The sequence below is a fragment of the Olivibacter sitiensis DSM 17696 genome (assembly GCF_000427965.1).
Lineage (GTDB): Bacteria > Bacteroidota > Bacteroidia > Sphingobacteriales > Sphingobacteriaceae > Olivibacter > Olivibacter sitiensis.
In genome coordinates, this window is record NZ_ATZA01000006.1 from 119,593 (window position 1) to 142,866 (window position 23,274).

Here is a 23,274-nt window from a genome sequence, read left to right on the forward strand (position 1 = left end):
TAGGTATTTTTTTTATGAACACATTGATGAAATTTGACTATTGAATGATGTGATAACCATTTATAAACTAATTCCGATTAAAAGACAGCATCGGCACAACAAAAACATTCAAAATATATAGGCTACTATCCCGATCCAAGACCGAAAGGTATAAGGATAAATAGAATTATTAAGAGCTAATAATAAAAAAAATATGGTGTCGCCGTTTCGTTATCGGCTATTGAATTTTGAGCAGTACTAACCATTCGTTAATTGGAACGGCACATTCTTTTAGAACATCAAAGACACATATGGACATGACGCAAGAAAGGAGTATGACGATGACATAAGATAGACGGAACAACAGATTGTTTTATTTTACTTTATGGTGTAATCTATTCTCACCAATTCGCTTTTTCATAGCATTGAGGCAATTGTCCTCTTCACCAATTATAAGCTAAAAAGCCCAATTGATTAAATGAATAGGATCGATACCGCCGTGCAAAACAGGAAATCTGCACAGCGTGTGGCTTTGTGTGCCATCTTGAAACAACCTGTCCACAGCATATTAGTAAATTATTCCTGTGGAGAAGTGCCCATGAAGGCCTTATTAATATAAACCGAAGTACAAATTAAAACCTTGTTTTTTTACCAATAAATCAAAATTCATGATGAACAAACTTATACAAGCTTTTGCCTTGGCCCTGGCAAGCCTGATGATTGCAGACGCTTCGTGGGCACAAGCCCAAGGAGTGAGGATTTCAGGAACGGTCAGCACCGAACAAGGAAGCCCGCTTGCTGGGGTAAGCGTAACGATCAAGGGGGCTAATTCGGGGACTACCACAAATGGCGACGGTATCTACACGATTGAGGTGTCCGATGGCTCTGCTACCCTGATATTCTCATCTACGGGATACAGCACACAGGAGGTTCAGGTACAAAACCGAACATCCATCAATGTTACACTAGAAGTGGATATTCAGGGCTTGGATGAAGTGGTAGTAGTTGGCTACGGTACCATGCAGAAAAAAGATCTTACTGGTTCCGTCATCCAAGTCCGCCCGGACAGAATAGCAAACGAAAATCCACGAACCGTACAGGACATTTTGCGGGGAACGCCGGGCCTGAATGTTGGCTTTAATTCGTCGGCAAAAGGAGGTGGGACTTTGCAGATACGCGGACAGCGTTCCGTATATACAGATGGTAATCATAATAGCCCATTGATCGTTCTGGATGGTATGTTCTTTTATGGGGAGCTATCCGAGATCAACCCCGACGACATCGATCAGATCGACGTATTGAAAGATGCTTCTGCCGCAGCCGTTTATGGGTCGAGAGCTGCCAATGGCGTGATTATTATTTCGACCAAACGGGGTAAACCGGGCAAGCCGGTTGTCAATATGACGGCCAATTTGGGCGCTACCGGTCCAGCTGATTTTCGCAGAAGGTGGAACACGGATGAATATATGCAACACCGTGTGGATTGGCTGACTAAGAACACCTATGGTGTCAATCCAGAAACTGGTGCATACGAGGCTTACCAGACTGGTGTGTTTGCCAATCAACCAGGCTTTTTTATGCGACCCGATCAGTTACCGGCAAACATCTCGCTCGATAGTTGGCGCGCATACAGCACCAATGAAACGGGGGAGTCCGATTTAAGCATTTGGGCAAGGCGGTTAGGTTTTACGGGTAATGCCCTGCAAAATTTTCTCAACGGTAAAGTAGAGGATTGGACCGATCGCACCTTTCGAACGGGACTGGATCAAGACTATAATGCCAGTGTCAGCGGTGCAAGCGAGCGCACGAACTACTATTTCTCCATGGGCTACCTGAAAAACGAAGGTACTGTTGTAAGCGATAACTACCGGGCGGTACGCGCCAATATGAAGGTGAACTCCAACGTTACCGACTGGTTCGAAATCGGGGCCAATGTCAATTTCCAGGACCGTTCTGATGGCAATGTAGACATCGATATGGATCAGATGATGCGCAACAGTCCCTATGCCGACTATGACGATGGGATGGGCAATCCCATACAATTTCCATTGAGCTCCGAATTTAGCCAAAGAGGCTACAACTACGATTTTCAAAGGCAATTTTTGGAATTAGACAAAGGTTACACGATATTCAACACGATCTTGCAGGCGAAGGTCAAGTTGCCTTTCAATATCACCTACTCCTTTAACGCGTCGCCTCGCTATCAATTTTTCTACGATCGCTATTTCATGTCGGCAGATTTACCGGGATCTGATCCCAAAACCCGCGGAGCCAACCGCGAGCAGGCCAAACGTTTTGACTGGTCATTGAACAATACCGTTACTTGGGATCACACGTTTGCAGAGAAGCATCGTTTCAACGTGACGCTGGTACAGGAAGCCGAGCAACTGCGGTCCTGGCAAGAGCGTATCGAAGCGCGAAATATCCTACCTTCAGATGCCTTGGGTTTTCATGGCGTAGGTTTTGGCAATAAAGAGGAAAGTAACTATTCCAGTGACGATACGAATCAAACAGCCGATGCCCTTATGGCACGTTTGTTCTACAACTACGATGAGCGCTACATGCTGACAGGAACCATCCGGAGGGACGGCTATTCGGCCTTTGGGGCATCTAATCCCTACGCTACATTTCCATCTCTAGGAGCTGCATGGACTTTCTCCAACGAAGGTTTCTTTAAAAATTGGAATCATGTCATGAGTTCCGGTAAATTACGTGTATCCTACGGTCGAAACGGTAACCGCTCCCTGGGGTCACCTTATTTGGCGCTTGCCAACCTCTATCGCGGAGCGGGAAGGATGCAAGGCTACATTGATGCCTCTGGCCAGATGCTGCAATATCGCTATCTGATGATGGACCGATTGGCTAATCCGAACCTGCAGTGGGAAAAAACCGCTGCTTGGAATTTTGGATTGGATTTCGGCTTCCTCAACGACCGCATATCCGGTACGCTCGAATATTACAATATGAAGACTCACGATATGATCATGGGTCAACGTTTGCCGGGCTTCTCGGGATTCAGTTCGATAACCACCAATCTAGGGCGTGTGGATAACAGCGGGATAGAAGTTGCGCTAAATACACTTAATGTGGAAAAGGAAAATTTCCGGTGGTCTACCATCGTTGGATTTTCATACAATAGGAACCGAATCAAACACTTGTACTTTGACTACGAAGACATTGTGGATGCGGACGGGAATGTGACCGGTCGTAGAGAAAGAGACGATCTTACAAATGGCTGGTTTATAGGTCAATCGATCAATACCATCTGGAATTACCGAGTTACTGGAATCTGGCAGACAGATGAGATCGAAGAAGCGGCAAGGTACGGTCAAAAACCCGGCGATCCCAAGGTAGCCAACAATTATACGGCAGACGACGTGGTCAATGCAGATGGCTCTGTAACGCATGTCTACAATGATCGGGATAAAGAATTTCTGGGCGAAACGGTCGCGCCCTATCATTGGTCTTTGCGCAACGAGTTTGTCCTATGGAAAGACCTGACCTTCTCCTTCCAGATTTACTCCTATATGGGGCATAAAAGCTTATCGGGTAATTACCTGAACAACGATGACGATGGCGGACGTATGCAATACGCATTGGCCAATCTACCGGCAAAGGAATATTGGACTCCCGATAACCCGACCGATAAATTCGGACGTATCGAGGCTTCGGGGCCTATTGGCGCTGCTGGAGCCCAAAAATTGTATAACCGTTCTTTCATTCGGCTGGATAATATTTCCGCAGGATATACCCTGCCTCGGCGATGGACATCCATGTACAATCTAAGTCAGGTCAAAGTGTTTGCTGCCGTACGTAACACGGCCACTTGGGCGCAGGAATGGATATATGGTGATCCCGAAACTGGCTCGTGGGCATCACGCACCTTTACCATGGGTTTGAATTTAACTTTTTAGTCGATTAAAAACGATAGAGATGAAGAAGATAACACAACAATTAACTCGTATATTATTTGCCCTACTTATGGGGGGCACCTTATTGGGAAGCGGCTGTTCGCGGGATTTTCTGAACCCCGATCCGCTATCGTTCTACGAACCCAATACCACGTTTAATACCAAATCTGGTCTGGAGGCCGCCCTGGCCATTTGTGACCGTCACCTCAAATTGTATTGGATGACAGACCACAATGAAATGCTCTCCTTGGGTACGGAATATATCTTTTCCGAGCTGATGGTAGCCGCAGCGACTGACAAGCGCAACATGCTCGCCGATGTGGCCAATATGCTTACACCTACCAGTGATGATAGTGGTCCCCAAAACAACTTGGATAGAACCAATAGCCTATGGTATTTTTGGGACGAAACATACAAAGGTGTCATGTATGCCAATACCGTTCTTCATTATGTAGACGATGTAGAGGAATTGGACGAAGCCACGAAAAATATGTTTAAAGGTAGGGCTTACTTTCACCGTGCTTTTAGATACCTCGCCTTGGTATTCCAATACGGCGATGTCCCGCTTGTGACTAAATTATTGGAGGTGCCTAAGCAAAACTACCGCACCACCGAGCGCGATGCCATTCTGCAAATGATAACCCAAGATATGGAATTCGCAGTAGAGTGGGTGCCCAATCAGAGTCAGATTGGCGTAATCGGTATGGTCAATAAGGGTGCTTGCCGGATGTTGCTGGCAAAATGTTATTTGGCCATTGGAGAGTACGCCAAAGCCAAGGAGCAAACCGATATCCTGATCGATCAGTCTGGATACGCCCTCATGGAAAATACTTTCGGCACATTTAATGATGGTGGCGAGCCGCAGACCTGGCCCATCACCCGCAACGTGATCTGGGACATGCACCGCTCCGAAAACAAGCTGATCGCAGCAAATAGGGAACTCATCATGGGTATGCCCAATCGCGGAGCCGAGGCGGAGTCATTCGTTAAAATGCTGACCATGCGTATTTTGTATCCCTTTGTTTTCGACAATAGGTTACAGGCTAAGGATGGTAGACAGGCCCTGCTAAATATCAGACGCAATACGGCGGACTACAACCCACAATACGACTACATGCGGGCTTTCGGACGCGGTATTGCGACTTTTCGCCCCACGCGCTTTCACATGACCGGTCTTTGGTATGTTAACGGCGTTTTGGACGAAACCGACCTGCGCCATAGCTCCGAAACGGGCAACTGGATACGCATGGAAGACTACCGGGTAAATAATAGGGCATCAACGGAATTTGGCGAACCCCTCACGCTTTTCAATCCCGACAATGGTACCCTGTTGTGCAGTGATACCATTCGCCGCTGGTTTGACGTGCCCCATTACAAATTCTTTTTGGATGATCCTGTCGCTGAAGCAAATATCGTCGGGTCTGACGGACACCGTGGAGCCACAAATGGAGGCCATGCGGACTGGTATCTTTACCGTTTAGCGGAAGCATACCTCCTAAGGGCAGAAGCCAAATACTATATAAACCCTGGTGACCCTACTATTAAGGATGACCTAAATGCCGTGAGGCAGCGGGCACAATGCAGCCAATTATATGAAGGCGCCGTTACCATCGGTGACATTATGAACGAACGTGCACGCGAATTGTATTGGGAAGAATGGCGCAATGTGGAGCTAAAACGCGTATCGTTGTGCCTGGCCCGTAGTGGTAGACCCGACGAATGGGGCAATACGTACAACTTGGCCAACTTTGACAAGCAAAGCGGCACAGATGCCGCTGGTGGAAGCTATTGGTATCAACGTATTGTACACTACAGCATGTATAACAAAGGGCCTATTCAGATAGACGCTCCCGGCAATAGCAACCCCAACTACACCATGGACAAAAAGAATATGTACTGGCCTATTCCAAACTCGGCAATTACCGCTAACATGAGAGGACGGCTCAGCCAAAACTATGGCTATGATGGCTATGATCCCACTACGCCCAAATGGGATAATTGGGAAGATGCCGTGGCAGATGAGAGTAGCGCATCAGATTGAAGTTCGAGTGTAAAGAGTGATTTAAATTAAAAAAATGTAATTATGTGTAAGAAAGCAGTCATCTTATTATTCCTTTTTCCTGTTCGGCTCCTGTTTGCCCAGCATAAAGAATTGACAGACTTCCCAAAGGGATATGTGCCAGGGGAAGTTGGTAAACTTATCGCTTATCACTTTGTGAATGGCAGGCATGATCTCTATGCTGGTCAATATATACATTATGCCGAGGTATGTACCTGGATCGGTGCTTTGGACTATGCCGTGAAGACCAATGACCGCAAGCTTATCAAGCTTCTGCAGGATAAGTTCGAGCCGTTTTTTACATATGAGCGTGCCTTGTTGCCTCCTATGAACCATGTGGACTACAATATGTTTGGGAGCCTCGCCCTGAAACTGTACCAAGTGACAAAAGACGAACGCTACAAAAAAATGGGGTTGGAATATGCCGATACACAATGGGAAGTGCCGCAGAATGCCAAGGCCGAAGAAAAAGCCTGGGCTGACAAGGGCTTTTCCTGGCAGACACGCTTGTGGATTGACGATATGTACATGATTACCGTAGTGCAGGGCGAGGCATATAAAGTGACTGGAGACTGTAGATATATTGATAGGGCGGCAAAAGAAATGGTGCTCTATCTGGATGAGTTGCAACGTCCGAACGGGCTTTTCTACCATGCGCCAGATGTTCCATACTATTGGGGACGGGGAGACGGCTGGATGGCGGTAGGCATGCCCAATCTGTTGCGTTTACTGCCCGAAGACCACAAAGACCGTCCACGTATTAGGGAAGGTTACTTGAAAATGATGAATAGCCTGAAAGATTATCAGCAACCGAGTGGCATGTGGAACCAGTTGATCGATGAGCCGAGCTTTTGGGCGGAAACATCAGGAACAGCCATGTTTGCTTATGCTTTTATCGTTGGCGTGCAAGAAGGATGGCTGGATGTCACAGAATATGCTCCAGCAGCTCGCAAAGCCTGGTTGGCGATGATTCCGTACATCGACTCTCGCAACAACGTGACAGAAGTCTGCATTGGGACTGGCAAAAAGAACGATAAGCAGCACTACCACGACCGTCCACGCAATCCGGGAGATCTTCATGGGCAGGCACCATACCTTTGGTGCGCTGCCGCCCTGCTTGCAAAATAACACGGGCGTTGCTTTTATTTGATTTCCAGCATACCCTCTAGCCGTAGGTCTTCTGATGAACTTCCTACTAGGATCTTGAACTGGTCGGGTTCCACCGTCCAGTTCATGTTCTTGTCCAATATGGCCAGATCGTCTGGTTGCAAGGTGAAATGTACCTCTTTGCTTTCCCTGGGCAGGAGGTGAACACGTTCAAAGCCCCTCAAAACAGATTCGTAGGTGGTGACGGAACTCACCAGGTCTTTGACATACAATTGTACGACTTCGTCTCCCGCGTATTTGCCCGTATTGGTGATTTTGCAAGATACGGCTATGTTTTCCGTTCCAAAGGCCTTGTCTGGCGTAATATGCAGGTCGCTGTAGGAAAACTGCGTGTAGCTGAGACCGTAACCAAATGGATACAGTGCACCGTACACACTGGTATGGCCATAACCGTTCGGGCCATCGCCCGGTTGTCCGGCATGAGAGGCTGGTTTAAAGGGGAAATTGAGTTCCAATTGTCCCGTAGTTTTGGGGAAAGTGACGGAGAGCCTGCCTCCTGGGTTGTTATCTCCAAAAAGCGTTTCGGCAATGACCTGACCCGATTGCGGACCAGGAAACCAAGCTTCCAGTATGGCGGGAATATACCGGTTTTCCCAATTGATGGTCAGTGGTTGGCCATTGATGAGTACCATCACGATGGGCTTGCCCGTGGCCTGCAAGGCCTGTAATAAGTTCAATTGCCTACCAGGTAGATTGAGTCCCGTGCGCGATAAGCTTTCGCCCACCCGGCGTTCATCCTCGCCCACTACAGCGATGATGATATCCGATTGTTTGGCCGCTTCAACGGCTTTTTCGATGTCTTGCTGTTCCTCCTTGGTCAAGGGAGTAGGGATGATCTCGCTCTCTGGCCATGTAGCATCCACGATATCGCATCCTTTGGCATAAGATACCGTGCCTTTACCTCCCACGTACTGCTTGATGCCGTCTAGTACGGTAGTGACCTCGTGGTTGGAAGGCCCGTATCTGCTAATGGCATAGTTGGTTTCCGTAGCCAGTGGGCCGGTGACCAAGATGTTTTTGTGCACCCCAAGTGCGAGCGGCAGGAGTTGCCCCTCGTTTTTCAGCAATACCATCGATTCCCTGTTGAGCTGCATGGAAAGGTCTTGATCTGCCTTTGTATGTACAAGCTTGTCGCTTTCCTTGGGATTTTCGATAAAAGGGTGGTCAAAAAGGCCCAACCGGAACTTGACGCTCAGTACCTCGGCTACGCGTTGGTCTATGGTCTTCTGCGCAATTTTCCCTTCTTCAATTAGTTCACGTAACGGATTCACGAACTCTTCGGGTTCGGTGAAATTGGTGCGTACGTTGAGGCCAGCTTCCAGCACTTGTTTCACCGCCTCTTTGTAATCGGCAGCCACATGGTGCTTGGAAAACAGGTATTCCACGGCTTCACTATCGGATACGACATATCCATCAAAGCCATATTGCTGGCGAAGAAGTTCGGTAAGGAAATAATAGCTGCCCGAAACAGGTACGCCATCCCAATCGTTGTAACTGCTCATCACGCCGAGGGGTTTGGCTTCCTGTACTACGCGCCTAAAGGGATAGAGGTGTATCTGGTGCAATTCCCTGGGAGCGATATGCGGATCCGTCCTGGCATGGCCATCGCGTCCTCCCTTGGGCATACTGTAGGCTGCAAAATGTTTCAAGGTAGAAGCTACTCCCTGACTTTGGATGCCTAATACCATTTGTTTGCCCATTTCCGCTATAAGGAAGGGATCCTCCCCATAGCATTCCACTACTCGTCCCCAGCGTTGGTCACGGGCAGGGTCGAGTATAGGCGCATAGACATTGGTATATCCCAATGCCTTTGCTTCTCGACCTACCGTTTCTCCAGCTTGGCGAATGAGCTGCTTATTCCAAGTGCTTCCCAGTCCTATAGGGGCTGGGAGCGGAGTGGCTCTGTCGTGGCAAAGCCCATGTATTCCTTCATTGGTAAAATCGACGGGAATGCCCAATCGTGTCTCTTCGATGAACCAACGTTGCGTGGTATTGATGGCCTCTGCATGCTTACTATAGGGGTATGAATATTCGGTCTTTGCAGTGGGATGATTTCGCAGGCTGTTGAGGTGCTCATCTATATTGGCTATGCCGTCTTTCCAAATGGCCTGTTTCCAGCTCGCAGTAGGCATTTCGTCTTTCAGTACGCGTCCATATCCGTACAGGGTGACCAACTGTGCAGTCTTTTCCTCGATGTTCATTTGCGCTAAGAGGTCTGCTACCCTTTTGGCAATGGGAGCATCTGGGTCTTCATAAATATCCTTTTGGCCATTTTTGTTGAAATCTATCCACCCCTTGTGGTAGATCGATTTCTGTTGGGCAAACGAGGGAACAAAATCAAGCCAAAGCAGGACTATCAGGCAAATGCTAATATGGACTTTCATGAAGATTTTCTGTTAGGGATTTACGGCTTCTAATATACGATAATAGGCCGTCTTTCTCTGATAGTTTTCGTCAAAAGGTAATGGCCAGTCGGGCCGTTCATAGCGACCGGTAATCCAAGTATCGGCATCCGACACGTTCCATGTGGTGATGCCATGGCGTAAGGTGTCGGCAATGTTGTGAAATGTGCGCGCTATATGAAAATATTTTTGCGCCTGCTGACTTTGTATGGCGGGAGTATAAGTCAGGTTGGGGTCGTTGTTTGGGTTGACGGCAATGTCCAGTTCGGAGATGTGTACCATCAATCCAGTGGCTGCCGCGCTGGTGATGGCTGCTTCGTGAAAGTTGTCTTCGCGGTTGAATCGCGTATGCATTTGCATGCCGATGCCGTGGATGGGTATGTTCCTGTTTTTGAGTCCCGTTACCAGATCTACGATGGCATTGCGTTTGGTGGGGCCAAATTCATTGCCATAATCGTTGTAGAAAAGTAAGGCATCTGGGTCGGCCTCATGCGCATATTCAAAGGCGCGCGCAATGTAGTCGGGTCCAAGGTTGCTAAGCCAAAGAGATTCTCTAAGACCATGCCCGTCATTGTCCAGTGCTTCATTGACGACATCCCAAGATGCTACTCTGCCCTTGTAGCGGGTAACAACGGTCTGGATATGCGTTTTCATGATGTTTTCCCAAGCGGCCGAGTCGCCCTGAAAGCTGGTAATCCAGTCGGGCAGGTTCTGGTGCCAAACGAGATTGTGCCCATGCACCCTCATGTCGTGCTCTTCGGCAAAATCGACCAGGTAATCGGCATCGGCCCAATCATAGGTGTTTTGCTGCGGGTGTATGAAACGTATTTTCATGGCATTTTCTGCCGTCACGCTATTGAATTCCTCAATGACCAAATTGCGGTAGGCTGGTCTGTTTTTCAATAGATTTATGTTTACTGCAGCCCCAAAAGGGAAAGGAGAAAGGTTGCGGAGGCTGGTATCCGCTGTCTGCTCTTCTTCTGGCTCGGGGTTATTATCGGCAATGGGCTGCTTGTTGCAGTCAAAAACCAATAGGCCGATGATGAACGAAGTGAAAATTTTCATGTCAAGGTTTTTTAGGGGTTAGTAGTTCTATTCATATTTTGTCTTCACCTGCCGATAGAAATCTTGTAGCACGTAGAAAGCTTTTTTCTTCTTGCCAGTTTCGGATAGCAATCCTTTTCTGTTCCAGAAATCTTGGAAATGGGGATGTTGACGTCTAGGCGATCGAAAGTCGGTCAATATCCAGGGTGTCATCCCACGAAGCTTGTCGATCTTTTGGAGCATTGCCAATTGATGTTTATAGAGTGCTTCTTGGTACTCTTCCGACCAGCGCGTATGCTCATCTGCATGGAAACCTCCTAGGGCGTCACCGCCGAATTCGGTGATGACCACGGGCTTGTCAAAGGCAATATCAAAGCTGTAGGAAGCTAGCTCTGAAGGATCGCCTCCCCAGTACCAGCCGCCATATTCGTTGAAGCTAGCCAAATCCAGTGCATTGGCCAACACGTCGTTTACGATCACCGTTTTCCCCTCTCGGTGCACTTCTAGTGCAGCGGCTACAAGTCTGGTACTATCCTGTTGACGAACCTGCTTGGCCAACTTGGTCATGAAATCGAGTCGCTCGTCGCTCAATGGCGTCTCATTGCCTATGGACCATACGGCGACACTGGCCCTGTTCTTGTCCCTTGTGATAAGGTCACCCAATTGCTGCGACGCATTTTGAAAGGTCTGGGGATTGGTCCAAGAAATAGTCCAATAGACAGGTACTTCTGCCCATACGAGCAGCCCCATTTCATCGGCCAAGCGCAACATGGACTCGTTATGCGGGTAGTGGGCCAAGCGCACATAGTTGCAGCCGAGTTCTTTGGCCCATTGCAGCATCATGCGCATATCACCTTCACCTCGTAGCCTGCCTGGTATCAAGGGATTCTCGTCATGTATGGAAATGCCCCTGAAAAAGATCGATTTGCCATTAAGAAGGATATCATGTCCCTGCACGGCTATGGTACGAAAACCAATGCGGTCTTGTAGCTCCTCACCATGTGCGATGAGGGTGACGTCATATAAGTGCGGGTTTTCAGGACTCCAGAGCGTTAGTTTTTTCGCCGGCCAACGAAAGTTGACCCGACCATGGGCATCGGTCTTTAGGCTAGTTTTGATGCCGGCATCGGTTATATTGATTTCGATAGATTGGTTGCTCGTGCTATCGCTCATTTGCACATAGCCTTCTATCCATTGCGGGTCGTCCTTGGCCAGTTGGATTTTATAGTCTTGGATATAGGAACTGGGCAGTTCCGCCAAGAGGACATCGCGCGTAAGCCCGCCATAGTTCCACCAGTCTGTATTGATGGTGGGTATTTCATCTTTCTTTCTGGTGTTGTCCACTTTCACTACTACGAAATTCTCACCTTCTTGTAGTTTATCCGTCACATCGAAGTGGAAAGGGGTGAAGCCTCCCTTATGCATCCCCACTTTCTTTCCGTTGAGGTACACATGGGCCTCATAGTTGGCCGCGCCAAAGTAGAGCAGGTATTTTTTCCCCGCTTGAGGAGAGGCGTTGAACTTATTGCGATACCATATTGTTCCTTCATAAAATGTCAATTGGTCCGACTGCGAATTCCAGTCGGCAGGAACATTCAGTGTAGGGGACAGGTCGAAATCGTATTCTACGAGCTCATTGTCTACGGCTTTTTTGTTATCATAGAAGCCCCCTGTGCCCGATGCCGAATTTTCAAATGGCTCGCGGCGGTAATCATAGAAACCCATCTCATAGGGATCGATGATATAATTCCACCTTCCATTGAGCGAGAGGTGTGTTCTGGCCTTAATGTGCTGTATCAGCTTTGTCTGTGCATATACATGCTGCATCATGAACCAAATCACGATGCAACATGCCATATACCTGTTTGCGCTTGTCATATATAAGTGTTGTTGGTGTTGTTATGCCTTGCTTTTTACTTTTTTCACTAGTTGTACCCTGGATTTTGTGCCATCGGTTTACCCGTATTGGCATCTATGACATAACGGGGGATGGGCAATAGGACATGGAAGTCCTGAATGTTTATCGCTATGGGATTGTACCTTCTGGCACGTTCTACCAAGGTGCCCGTCCTTACGAGCGTTTCACGTCTATGCTCTTCGGTAATGAGCTCGCGTGAGCGCTCGTCCAGTATGAAATCCAAGGTGACCTCGCTAGCGGTGATTGGCGTGGCGTTCGAACGCTGGCGCACCTGGTTTATCCAATGGGCGGCTTCTTCCATTTTGCCCAGTTTCATTTTTACCTCGGCCAATAGCAGGTAGGTATCGGCTAGGCGTAGGTAAGGCTGGTCGTTGAATGAGTGTGTGGCATTCCATAGCGACGGATCCGTATAGGTCCAGTCCCATTTTCTGGTTCCCGCCCACCGGTTGTTGTTGATGTTCATTTGAGATGGGGCCATCTCTGTTGGGATGCTTTCGCCATTATAGCCCGTAAAGCTTTTTCGGATGCTATATTCGCTAAAGCGATCGTCTTGATCCTCGTAGATGCTCAGCCCCCAGGCGGTAATGCCCAGCCGACCGATGCCTCTTCCGCCGTTTTCTGGCGTGTACGGCGCATAGGCACTGTAGTTGACCGTCCATGAGCGACGCATAGAATTGGCCCTTGCACCTATGAAGTCAATGATGTCCGAGTTGGGAAATACCCAAAGTGCTTCTGTATTGCCTTGCGAAGGCAGCACATTGCCTTGGTGAAACTGATCCATGAAGGCTACTCCGGGCTGGTTGCTGTTAACGCCATAGCGTGATGTGATGAGGGCATAGTTGCTGTTGTTGATAACTTTCTCCGCTTCCCTTTCAGCATTTTCCAGCTCATTTCTCCATAAGTAAATGTCCGTCAGGTAATGTTGGGCCACTACCCTGGGGAGCACCAGTACGTCTGTAGAACTTTCTGGTAGGTGTTCGGCAGCGAAAGAGAGGTCCTCAATAATTTGGTTTTGCACTTCTTCTACGGAGTTGCGGTCCCAGTCGTTTCGGTAATTCAAACCATTGATCTCCTCCGTGCTGAGCGGTACTGCCCCAAAAGTATAGGCCAGGTGCCTGTAAGCCCAAGCCCTAATGAGTCTGGCATGGGCTAATATTAGATTTTTGTTGTAGAGGCTTTCCTCGTCATTGCCCCCTTGCCAGTCTACATCTGGATTTTCCGAACGCGTGACGATCATGTTGGCCGAGCTGATGGCACGATACAAAATGAGGAAAATACCATCTCTACCTTCGGTGTCGCGGCTGATGAGTTGCATCTCCGAGTTGAGGTCTACCGAATACCTGCTGAGTCCTCTTGTCCATGACAGTTCGGTATTGGCCCAACCATTGTCCACGCCTATTTTCCACACGCAACCTATTTCTGCCGATTGAATCATATCTGCCCGCTCTTGCCTGGGAAAATCCAAAAGGGCATTGACGGCCATGCGAAAGCCATTGTAGTCTACGAATAGATTTTCTGCATAGATAGCATCTCTAGGTCTTTCTTTTAGAAAGTCGTGTTCGTTGCATCCAGTCCATAGTAAACTGGCGGCCATTAATGTGATATATATTTTAGTTTTCATATACTCTAATGTTTTTTTGTAGTCAGATACTGGGTTCATTATCTCAAGTAGTTAAAATCCGAAACGTAATCCCAATAAATAGGTCCTAGTCAATGGAATGGCCCTTTGGTCATTCAGCTCGGGATCGAGACCGACCCACGAGGTGACGGTAGCCAAGTTCTTGGCGTTTACAAACAATTCTAGATTGCTCATCTTGGCCCTCTCCAAGAATGATGAAGGAAACCGGTAAGCAAAGGCGACTTCATTGAGCCGGATGAAGCTGGCATCGTTTTGCTTGCCAAAGTAGATAACGCCAAAAGGGTTGTTGTCATCCCTATTGGCGGGAAATTCATTGTGTGGGTTTTCGGGTGTCCAAAAATTCCTGTTGAGTGTCCTTGTGCGTCCGTCAAAGAAGGTATTCATCATCTCGTTAAATTTGGTGACACCTTGTACCGTACGCAACATCAAGCTAAGGGTGAAATTTTTATACTTAAACGTGTTATTCCAGCCTGCGGCAAATGAAGGAACGGTAGAACCTATGATTTGCCGGTCGTCCGGACTGATGGTGCCGTCCTGGTTTACGTCCCTTACCCTGACGTCACCAGGCCTTGCATCGGGTTGGGCGGAGTTGGTGATGTCGTCACCCTGTTGCCATATGCCATCAAAGATGTAGCTGAAGTTGACGCTGATGGGTTGGCCGATGAACCACCGATTGCCCAGGTCATCCACGGGATTGCCGTTTGCATCGTATAGTCCCACATCGACTATCTTGTTCCGGTAATGCGTCAGGTTAAAATCCGTGGTCCAGCTGAAATTGTCATTGCTGATGGGCGTACCGGAAATGACAAAGTCTATGCCCGTGTTTCTGGTCTGTCCAATATTCTGGGTAATGCTGCGAACACCGTTGACAGGGGAAATAAGTTTGCTGAGCAATAGGTCGTGTGTATTGGCGATATAGTAATCGACCGTTCCGGTCAATCTATTGTTCAGTATGGCAAAGTCCAGTCCGAAATTGGCTTGATTGGTCGTTTCCCAGCCCAATGAGGGATCTCCCAAGCTATTGGGATAAAAGCCAATGGCAGTCTGCTTGTCCGTAGTGAGGTAGGGCTGAGTGGCCAAGTTGGGTAGGGTGGAGTATGGGTTGATGGCCTGATTGCCGTTTTTGCCATAGGACAAACGCAATTTCAACGCATTGATCCATGCCACATCCGATATGAAGTTTTCTTGATCTATGTTCCAGCCTACGGCTACGGAAGGGAATATACCGAATTTGGTCAGGTCGCCAAAAGCGGAATAGCCGTCCCTACGAGCGGTAAGGGTCAACAGGTATTTGCCCAAATAGCTGTAGTTCAGCCTGGCCATTTGGGAGATGTACTTCATTTCATTGTACTGATCGGATGGCAGCCAAACGGTGGCAAGGATATTCTGGTAATTGGTCATGATATCACTGGGGAAGCCATTGGCATCCAGGTCGTGATTTTTGTTGACCCTTTGTTGGGCACTATAGAGTCCCGTAAGGGAGAGGTGGTGGTCGCCAAATGTGCGGTCGTAATTGACGATGTTTTCTATGAGCCAATCTTCATTGGCCCAATTGTCTATTTCGGATACGCCACCTTGTTGTAACCCGTTTCTTGTATTCCTGCCATAGTAGGTCTCCACGGCCCTGTACCGATAGGTATATCCCGTGTTGAGTTTGTAGGATAGGCCGGGGACATATGGGATGTCTACCTGCAGAAAGTTGTTGGATATAATGGAACGCGTGGCATCTTCTTGTAAAACATCAAGCCCCTGAAGTGGGTTGGAAAAAAAGGCATCTTCTACCCAAGGGAATATCCTTCTTGTGACGCCATCATCCTCATAGGGCAGGGCCATGGGGTTCATGTCGAAGGCACCCGAAAAGCTGGCCGACATCTTATCTCGTGTGGTCATCCCAAACTGGGTGTTGGTACCGATGGTCAGCCAAGGTCTGATCTTGGTGTCGAGATTCACCCTCAGGTTAGTACGCTTGAACTCGTCATTGATGGCAATGCCCTTGGTATTGTTGAAAGCTCCAGATATAAAGTACCTGGTTTCTTCGCTGCCTCCGGAGACGGATATATTGTGCTGTTGACGCTGGCCTACCTGCGTGGCGAGGTCTACCCAATCCGTATTGATGCCTTGCTCGTGCGATTCGATCTCTGTTCTCGTTAGTGATCCTTCGCCATATCGGCCCACCTTGGTTTCGTAGAATGTGGTGGCGTCCATCATATCGGGCAGATGCGCAATCTCATCTATACCATAAAAGCCGTTATAGGCAATTGTTGCCTTGCCGGTGTTACCCTTCTTGGTGGTTACCAGGATGACGCCATTGGCACCACGAGAGCCGTAGATAGCTGCCGAAGAAGCATCTTTCAAAACTTCAATGGATGCGATGTCGTTCGGATTGATTTCCGACAATTGATCGGAGTAAGGGATGCCGTCCAATACGATCAAGGGCGCATTGCCCGCCGTGATGGAATTGCGCCCACGCACCTGTATGTTGTTGCTGTTGCCTTCCGCATTGGAGGACGTGGTGGTGATAGACAGTCCCGGAATCCTGCCTTGGAGCGATTGGGTGATAGTGGTCTGGGGCATCTCTTGGATCTGTAGCCTTTCGGCGCTGAAAGAGGCAACGGCCCCAGTAACGTCAGTTCTTCGTTGTGTACCGTATCCCACCACTACTACTTCGTCCAAGCTGGTTTGATCTGGGGAAAGGGTTATCTCTATTTGCTGTCGACCAGCTACCTGCGTCTCGTAGGTTCTGAATCCGACATAGGAAAACACGAGTGTGGCTTCGGCATTGGGCACATCTAATTGAAATACGCCTTCTGTATTGGTACTGGTCTTCACGTTAGTGCCTTTTAAGGTGACGCTTACACCGGGCAGGGTATTTCCATCACTATCCTTTACCGTTCCTTTTACGGGGATTTGTGCATAGGCCGCAGCGTGATGGAGAGCTAATAGAAACAGGAGCGCTATGCCCCATAAACTGGGTCTGTTTTTGAACATCATAATTTTAAAATGGTTAAATGGGTTGAAGCAAATGTGAGGCTTAATTTGCTTTCAAGGGGGAGTATTTTGACCGTATTTGGGGGTAATATCGACCGAAATACTTAATTATATCGCACTTATCTGCTGATTTTGGTACTCCGATGGAGTGAGGTTGAATTGCTTTTTGAATTCCTTGCTGAAATATTTGCGGTCGGTGAACCCAATGGCAAAAGCTATTTCCGAAATGTTCATTTCACTTTCCTTGAGCATTATTGCCGCCCTCTGCAGACGAACGGATTTGACGAAATTGGCCACCGAGAGCTGGGTGATTGCCTGCACCTTGCTGTAGAGCACGGTTTTGCTTATGCCTATGGCGTCTGCCAGTTCGGGAACCCCAAACTGAGGGTTCTCCATGTTTTCCTGTATTTTGTCCATCAACTTACTGAGCAATTGCTCTTGTGGAGAAGTAATCTCTATGTCGTGGGGTTGTAAGGTGATGATTTTGGCAAACTTCTCCCTGAGCGTTCTCTTGGCAGCGATGGTGTTGTGAACGTGTAATTCCAGCAATTGTGGGTTGAACGGTTTGGTGATATAATGGTCTGCGCCATAGGCCACCCCTTCTATTTGATGTTCTTCGGCGGCTCTTGCCGTAAGTAAGATGATTGGGATATGATTGGTTCGTTCATCTTGTTTCACCTGTTGGCATAGCTCGATACCCGATACCTTGGGCATCATGACATCGCTGATGATGAGATCTGGAAATGTCTCTAGTATATTTTCCCACGCCTCATCGCCGTCCTTGCAAAGGGCTACCTGATAGCTTTCGGAAAAAATCTCCAGTAAAAGACCTCCCATATAGTCGTTATCTTCCACAATGAGTATACGGTAGGGTCTTTCCGTTGTACTATGGTTAGTAGTAGTCTTTTCCGGTACAATCACCGTCTTGTCGATAAGCGATAGGGCTATATTTGCTGGGAGTACATTCCGTTCATTGAGGGATTGATGGGCATTGATGGGTAGAAAGACTAAAAAGGTCGTGGATCCATTTGAACTATTTAAGCTGATTTGTCCCCCGTGTTTTTCCACTATTTGCTTGGCTAGTGCTAGACCGATACCTGTTCCCCCGCGATAGTCTGAATGATCTTTTACCTGGACGAAAGGGTCGAAAATACGTTGGTGGTAAGCCTTGGGTATTTCGGGCCCGGTGTTTTTGATAGCTATGCTGATTCCATTTTGTTGCTCGGCTGGACTGGCATTGGCTACCGATACGGTGATAGCCCCTTTGTCGGGCGTGAATTTGAAGGCATTGGATAGTAGATTGATAATGACTTTTTCCATTTGGTCCGCATCGATATAGATGCTGTCATTTTCCAGTGCGTGTTCAAAATGATAGGTGATCTGCTTTTGCTCGGCCACATGGACAAACTCATCAAAAATGTTATTGACCAATCTGACCGCATTGCTATGGGTGAAGTACAATTGGAGGTTTCCACTTTCTATTTTCCTGAAATCCAATAGCTCCGTTACCAGTTTTTTTAGCCTATCTCCCTGTGCCTTGATTTGGCTGAGCTGGAGCAGCAACGGCGCATTGTCGCGTTCTTTGCTCATAAGCCTTTCCAGTGGAGCGGTGATGAGCGTAACCGGCGTTCGTATTTCATGGGAGATTTTTGTGAAGAAATCCATCTTCAATTGTTCATGGTACAGGTCTCGTTTCAACAGCTCTTTACTTCGGATGAATAAGAGAATGGACGTCACTATGAACAGAACGACTATAGCATATAGCATATAGGCCCACCAAGTAGCCCATATGGGTGGATGGATGACGATATGCAACTTCAAAGGTTGGTTCCAAAATCCGTCGCTGTTTGCCGCCTTCACATAGAAGGTGTATTTGCCTGGGTTGAGATTGGTATAATTGGCTATGCGTTGATTGCCCACATAGTGCCATGTATCATCATGTAACCCTTCCAGTCTATAGGCGTAGCTATTATTTTCTGCATTGATATAGTTGAGCGCTGCATATTTTATGCTGAAAAAGCCCTGATCGTGCTGCAGCTCGATGGTGTTACTTTCTGTGATCGATTGTTTTAGGGTACCCTGTTCGCCATTTTCTATAGCTAGGGGCAAATTTTTGACGAGGAAATCGGTAAACGCCATTTTCGGCGCTAGACTATCTATATAAAGGTGCTGGGGAGAGAAACTGGTGAGCCCATCCATACTGCCAAAGAGTACGCTATTGTCGGGTAGTACCAGACCGGAATTGGACATGAACATGTTGCCCGGTAGTCCCTGATTGGAAGTATAATGTGTGATGCTTAAATCCTCTTTTTTGAACGGGGGAACAAAACGATGGAATGCGACCTTAAAAATACCGTTATCAGTGCTGATCCATAGGTTTTTTTGCTTGTCTTCCAGTATATTGCGTACTACGTTGTCCGTGAGGCCCAATTCCTCTCCTATCTGGTGAAAATGGCCTTTCGCTTCATCAAAGTAGAACAGGGAACCTCTCTCCGTACCCACCCAAATGCGTTCTTGGCTATCCCTGAATAGGCAAAGGATGTCGTGGTTGCTTAGGTTGTGAGGCTTGGTATCCTTTGTGAAAATCTTGGTTATCTTTTTTTTCGTTATATCCAGGTAGTTCAACCCCATTTGTGTTCCTATCCATAAGCCGCTATCGCCATCGGGAAGTATCGCATTGACAAAGTTGTCGCTGAGCGCGCCATCTGTTCCGTCCTGACTGTACAGCGTATGCCCTTCATTGGGAACGATCTGATAAATACCACCGCCATTGGAGCCAGCCCAAATGGTTTTACCCTGTATGAAAATGGTGTTGATAAGGCTTGCGCTTAGCTTGCCCTCCTTGCCAGTCAGTGGATGGTACTGCTTTTGGAAGGTTTTGACATGGAAGCTGTATAGTCCTTTCAATGTGCCTATCCATAACTTGTTTTCGGCATCCATAGCCATGCTCTTGATATGGTTGCTGGCTTGATCGGCGGGGTCGCTGTTTAGGTTGAAGTGCGTGATTTTGTTATTGGACCTATCCCAACGATTCACGCCACCGCCAAATGTTCCTATCCATATGATATCGGGCGATTCAGCCACCAAGTAGTGTGCCACAGTATTGCTTAAACCCTTATTGGGCGTTGGACTTTGTCCCATGTTGGTGAAATTGGCATTGATGGGACTATATATACTTAGTTTTCCACTAAACGTGCCTGCCCAAATACGCTGTTGGTTGTCTTCCATGAGGCTCCAGACGCTGTTGTCTGCCAGTGAGTAAGGATCGTCTACCTTATGGGTGTAAGTCTTGAATCGTTGTTGTTGGGGGTCAAAAGCACTTAGGCCGTTGCGTGTAGCAATCCAGACCTGCCCATTTTGCCTGGGTAATATGCCTTTAATCCAGTTGGAAGGGAGCGAGGTGAATGCATAGTGCGTGAGTTGCTCCTTTGGCGGATCATAGAGGAACACTCCAGACTCTTCTGAGCCAAACCAAACGCGACCCTTCGTATCCTTTTTTATGATCAGAATTTTGGATTTGTTGAATACGGCATGAGTGGTCATTGCCTGCGGCAGTGGGAGCTCCTTTTTTTGTTTGATATGGTACAACCGAGCGCCATGCTGCGTGCCCACCCATAAGGTACTATTGGGCAGTGGCAGCAAGGAGTGGACGACCTGTCCATAATAGGCGGTAATGTGTAGTTTTTTTTGCTCCAGGTCCACTTTGCAGAGTCCGCCAAAAGTAGCCACCCATATCTGTCCATCGGCATCTTCTACGATATTGGAAATGTAGTTGAGGCCACCTTTGAGCGTATAGGCACCAAAATAACTGAATTGCTCCTTTTGGCTGTCATATAGATTGAGGCCATTGGCCGTGCCTACCCACAGCCTTTTTTTGCTGTCTTCAAAAATGACATTGATACGGCCATTGCTAATGCCGTACTCTTGCTGTTCGTTATACAGGAAATGCTTGAATTCATAGCCGTCATACCGGCTTAGGCCCTTCCAGTTACCTACCCACACAAAACCCCTATGATCTTGCAGCATAGCCGTAACGGGACTTTGAGCCAGTCCTTTGCTAGAATTGATGTGGATAAATCTGACCAAAGAGTCGTTTGCCCAAAGGTGTTGGGTATTTCCCACTAAACATAGGAACAACAAGCATTTTCGGATAAACCACCTCATGTGGAAGAAATTTACTGCCAGAACACTAGCCTTATTAAATATAATTGGTCTTCGCCTAGTCTGCAAAAGCTAACTTTTGATAAAGTTACGTATATCGATGGGGTTTTCAAAGTTTGTCGGGTGTATTCAATTTATCGCCTTGCTGACACCGGAAGCTCCAAGCTTCCAGAACTGTCGCTGGTTTTGGCGTAAAGGCCCCTTAGGCCTTTTTATATACTATATTTGTCAAGGCCTTCGCTTTGTCTACCAGCCATTGATAGCCTTCGGCATCTGCGGGCTTTTCAAATAGTTTTGACCCCATGCCAACGGCACTTACGCCCGCATCAAACCACGCGTCGATGCTTTCGGCAGTAGGACTGACGCCTCCGGTGGGCATAAATCGCATATGGGGAAACAAAGGTTTGATGGCTTTCAGGAAATCCGTGCCCAATAGGTTTCCGGGAAAGAGCTTGGCCAATGGTGCTCCTGTCTTCTCAGCTATGCTGATTTCCGTGGGCGTCATACAGCCCGGTATCCATAGAATATCCTTTTGGATGGTCACTTGTGCTATTTTGGCATCAGTAATGGGACTGACGATAAAATCAGCGCCCAATGTGAGGAAATTCTCCGCTTCTTCTTTGCTTTTGATGGTTCCAATGCCCAGTAGCATTTCCGGGAAATGCTCATCTCGTTGTTGGACAAGGTGGGCAAAGTTGTCTTTTGCCTTCGCTCCTCTGTTGACAAATTCAAATACCCTGATGCCACCTGCATAGCAGGCCTTGATCGTCTCCAGGCAAATGGATGCATCATCATGATAAAATACGGGGAGGATGGGGTATGTTAAGATATGCTGTAATGCTGCGTCTAATGTTTTCATGCGCTTTTATATTTTTCCGTCGCCGAAATCGCCAACGACGAACAACTTGTTGAATCCTGCCGAAGTGGCCACTTCTATTACCCGTTGCGGTTCCATCTGGTTTACCAAGGCATAGATGAGCCCTCCCATGAAGGCATCACCACTGCCTATTCGGTCTACTACGTGCTGCGTTTCGTGTATGGCAGAGACGTAATTGCCCTCGGCCGTGTGGTATGTACCATATAATAAATTATGTTGTGGACTATCCATGAACCGATAAGTAAAGGCGATGTGTTTGCAATGGTCGAATCGGGCGAGCAACTCCCTTGCGGTGGCATTGGCGTGGGCTATGTACACCTCTTGCTCGGTATGCCGGTGCAGGGAAGCATCTATGTCGGTACCCAGCATCACGTTAGAGGCCCATATGTTGCCCATGACCACATCGCAGTAGCTGACCAATTCGGGCATGACCTCATGAGCTGCTTTGCCATAGTTCCATAGCCTATTGCGGTAGTTGAGGTCTACCGAAATGGTCAGACCTAATTTTTTTGCGGCTTGTAAGGCTTCCAGACACACCATTGCGATATCAGCGCTCAATGCCGGACTGATAGCCGTCCAATGGAACCAGGTGCACCCTTTCAGTTTCTCCTCCCAGTTGATGGTACCGGGTTTCATCTGATAGAAGGAAGAATATTTGCGGTCATAGACTACTTCGCCTTTGCTTAGCCCATTGGCCGATAGTAGGAAATAAAGCCCTAGCCGGTCGCCCTGAATTGTCGTGGCAGAAGTATCTACACCAAGTCGTTCGAGATGATGTAAGGCCTCCTGTGCCAATTGATTGTCCGGTATGCTGGAGATATATTTGCAGGGCAGGCTCAATTGGCCAAGCGTGGCGGCCACATTGGCCTCAGAACCACCGGTATAAAATGATACGGCATTGGGTCGATTGATCCAATCGGTACTTTGGGAGCTAGCCCTTAGGAGTAGTTCTCCAAAAACAGCGATCGAATCGTTGGCGGTAGCTTGCATAGCAGGTCATAAAAGTTTTGACGAAAATAAGCAAATTTCGGATGATAAGGCTCTTTGTTAATAGAGTAAATTACGAAATCGTTCTCGTAAATTCTTTTACGGAGAAGCTTAAAAATGAAGAATCTATTTGCTAAAATTG

Annotated in this window: 12 protein-coding genes; 4 read left to right on the plus strand and 8 right to left on the minus strand. The window is 47.7% G+C overall.

The features are described from left to right. Positions 1-457: 457 nt before the first annotated feature. From A37S_RS27015 to A37S_RS0105265, 4 genes are read left to right on the plus strand one after another with little or no spacing between them, the layout of a single operon-like run. Positions 458-598: a hypothetical protein gene (locus A37S_RS27015; protein WP_157278430.1), complete on the plus strand. Its 141-nt coding sequence runs from the start codon at positions 458-460 to the stop codon at positions 596-598. A gap of 49 nt (positions 599-647) precedes the next feature. Beyond that, on the plus strand, positions 648-3,893 hold the full coding sequence (locus tag A37S_RS0105255; protein WP_028296071.1) for a SusC/RagA family TonB-linked outer membrane protein: 3,246 nt from the start codon (positions 648-650) through the stop codon (positions 3,891-3,893). A gap of 19 nt (positions 3,894-3,912) precedes the next feature. Beyond that, positions 3,913-5,931, plus strand: coding sequence for a RagB/SusD family nutrient uptake outer membrane protein (locus A37S_RS0105260; protein ID WP_028296072.1), 2,019 nt, complete (start codon positions 3,913-3,915; stop codon positions 5,929-5,931). 42 nt (positions 5,932-5,973) lie between these two features. Then, positions 5,974-7,077 (plus strand): glycoside hydrolase family 88/105 protein, encoded by a 1,104-nt coding sequence (locus A37S_RS0105265; RefSeq protein ID WP_028296073.1) that lies wholly within the window; start codon positions 5,974-5,976, stop codon positions 7,075-7,077. 14 nt (positions 7,078-7,091) lie between these two features. Here A37S_RS0105265 and A37S_RS0105270 read toward each other — a convergent pair whose 3' ends face one another. The 8 genes from A37S_RS0105270 to A37S_RS0105305 form a co-directional block, all read right to left on the minus strand. Then, positions 7,092-9,500 carry a glycoside hydrolase family 3 N-terminal domain-containing protein gene (locus tag A37S_RS0105270; protein ID WP_028296074.1) on the minus strand — a complete coding sequence of 803 codons (2,409 nt, stop codon included), beginning with the start codon at positions 9,498-9,500 and terminating at the stop codon, positions 7,092-7,094. Positions 9,501-9,512: 12 nt separating this feature from the next. After that, positions 9,513-10,583, minus strand: coding sequence for an endo-1,4-beta-xylanase (locus A37S_RS23700; RefSeq protein ID WP_051292746.1), 1,071 nt, complete (start codon positions 10,581-10,583; stop codon positions 9,513-9,515). A 27-nt stretch (positions 10,584-10,610) separates the two neighbouring features. After that, entirely contained in the window at positions 10,611-12,440 is a 1,830-nt protein-coding gene (locus A37S_RS0105280; RefSeq protein ID WP_036601352.1) for a glycoside hydrolase family 2 protein, read from the minus strand. A gap of 47 nt (positions 12,441-12,487) precedes the next feature. Continuing rightward, positions 12,488-14,101, minus strand: coding sequence for a RagB/SusD family nutrient uptake outer membrane protein (locus A37S_RS0105285; RefSeq protein ID WP_028296076.1), 1,614 nt, complete (start codon positions 14,099-14,101; stop codon positions 12,488-12,490). Between the two features lie 51 nt (positions 14,102-14,152). Next, positions 14,153-17,110 carry a SusC/RagA family TonB-linked outer membrane protein gene (locus tag A37S_RS0105290; protein ID WP_028296077.1) on the minus strand — a complete coding sequence of 986 codons (2,958 nt, stop codon included), beginning with the start codon at positions 17,108-17,110 and terminating at the stop codon, positions 14,153-14,155. 105 nt (positions 17,111-17,215) lie between these two features. Then, a complete protein-coding gene (locus A37S_RS0105295; RefSeq protein WP_211229724.1) occupies positions 17,216-21,193 on the minus strand; it encodes a hybrid sensor histidine kinase/response regulator transcription factor in 3,978 nt (1,325 codons plus the stop codon). 277 nt (positions 21,194-21,470) lie between these two features. Further along, entirely contained in the window at positions 21,471-22,127 is a 657-nt protein-coding gene (locus A37S_RS0105300) for a beta/alpha barrel domain-containing protein (protein WP_028296079.1), read from the minus strand. Positions 22,128-22,133: 6 nt separating this feature from the next. Beyond that, positions 22,134-23,135 (minus strand): sugar kinase, encoded by a 1,002-nt coding sequence (locus A37S_RS0105305; RefSeq protein ID WP_028296080.1) that lies wholly within the window; start codon positions 23,133-23,135, stop codon positions 22,134-22,136. Between the last annotated feature and the right edge of the window lie 139 nt (positions 23,136-23,274).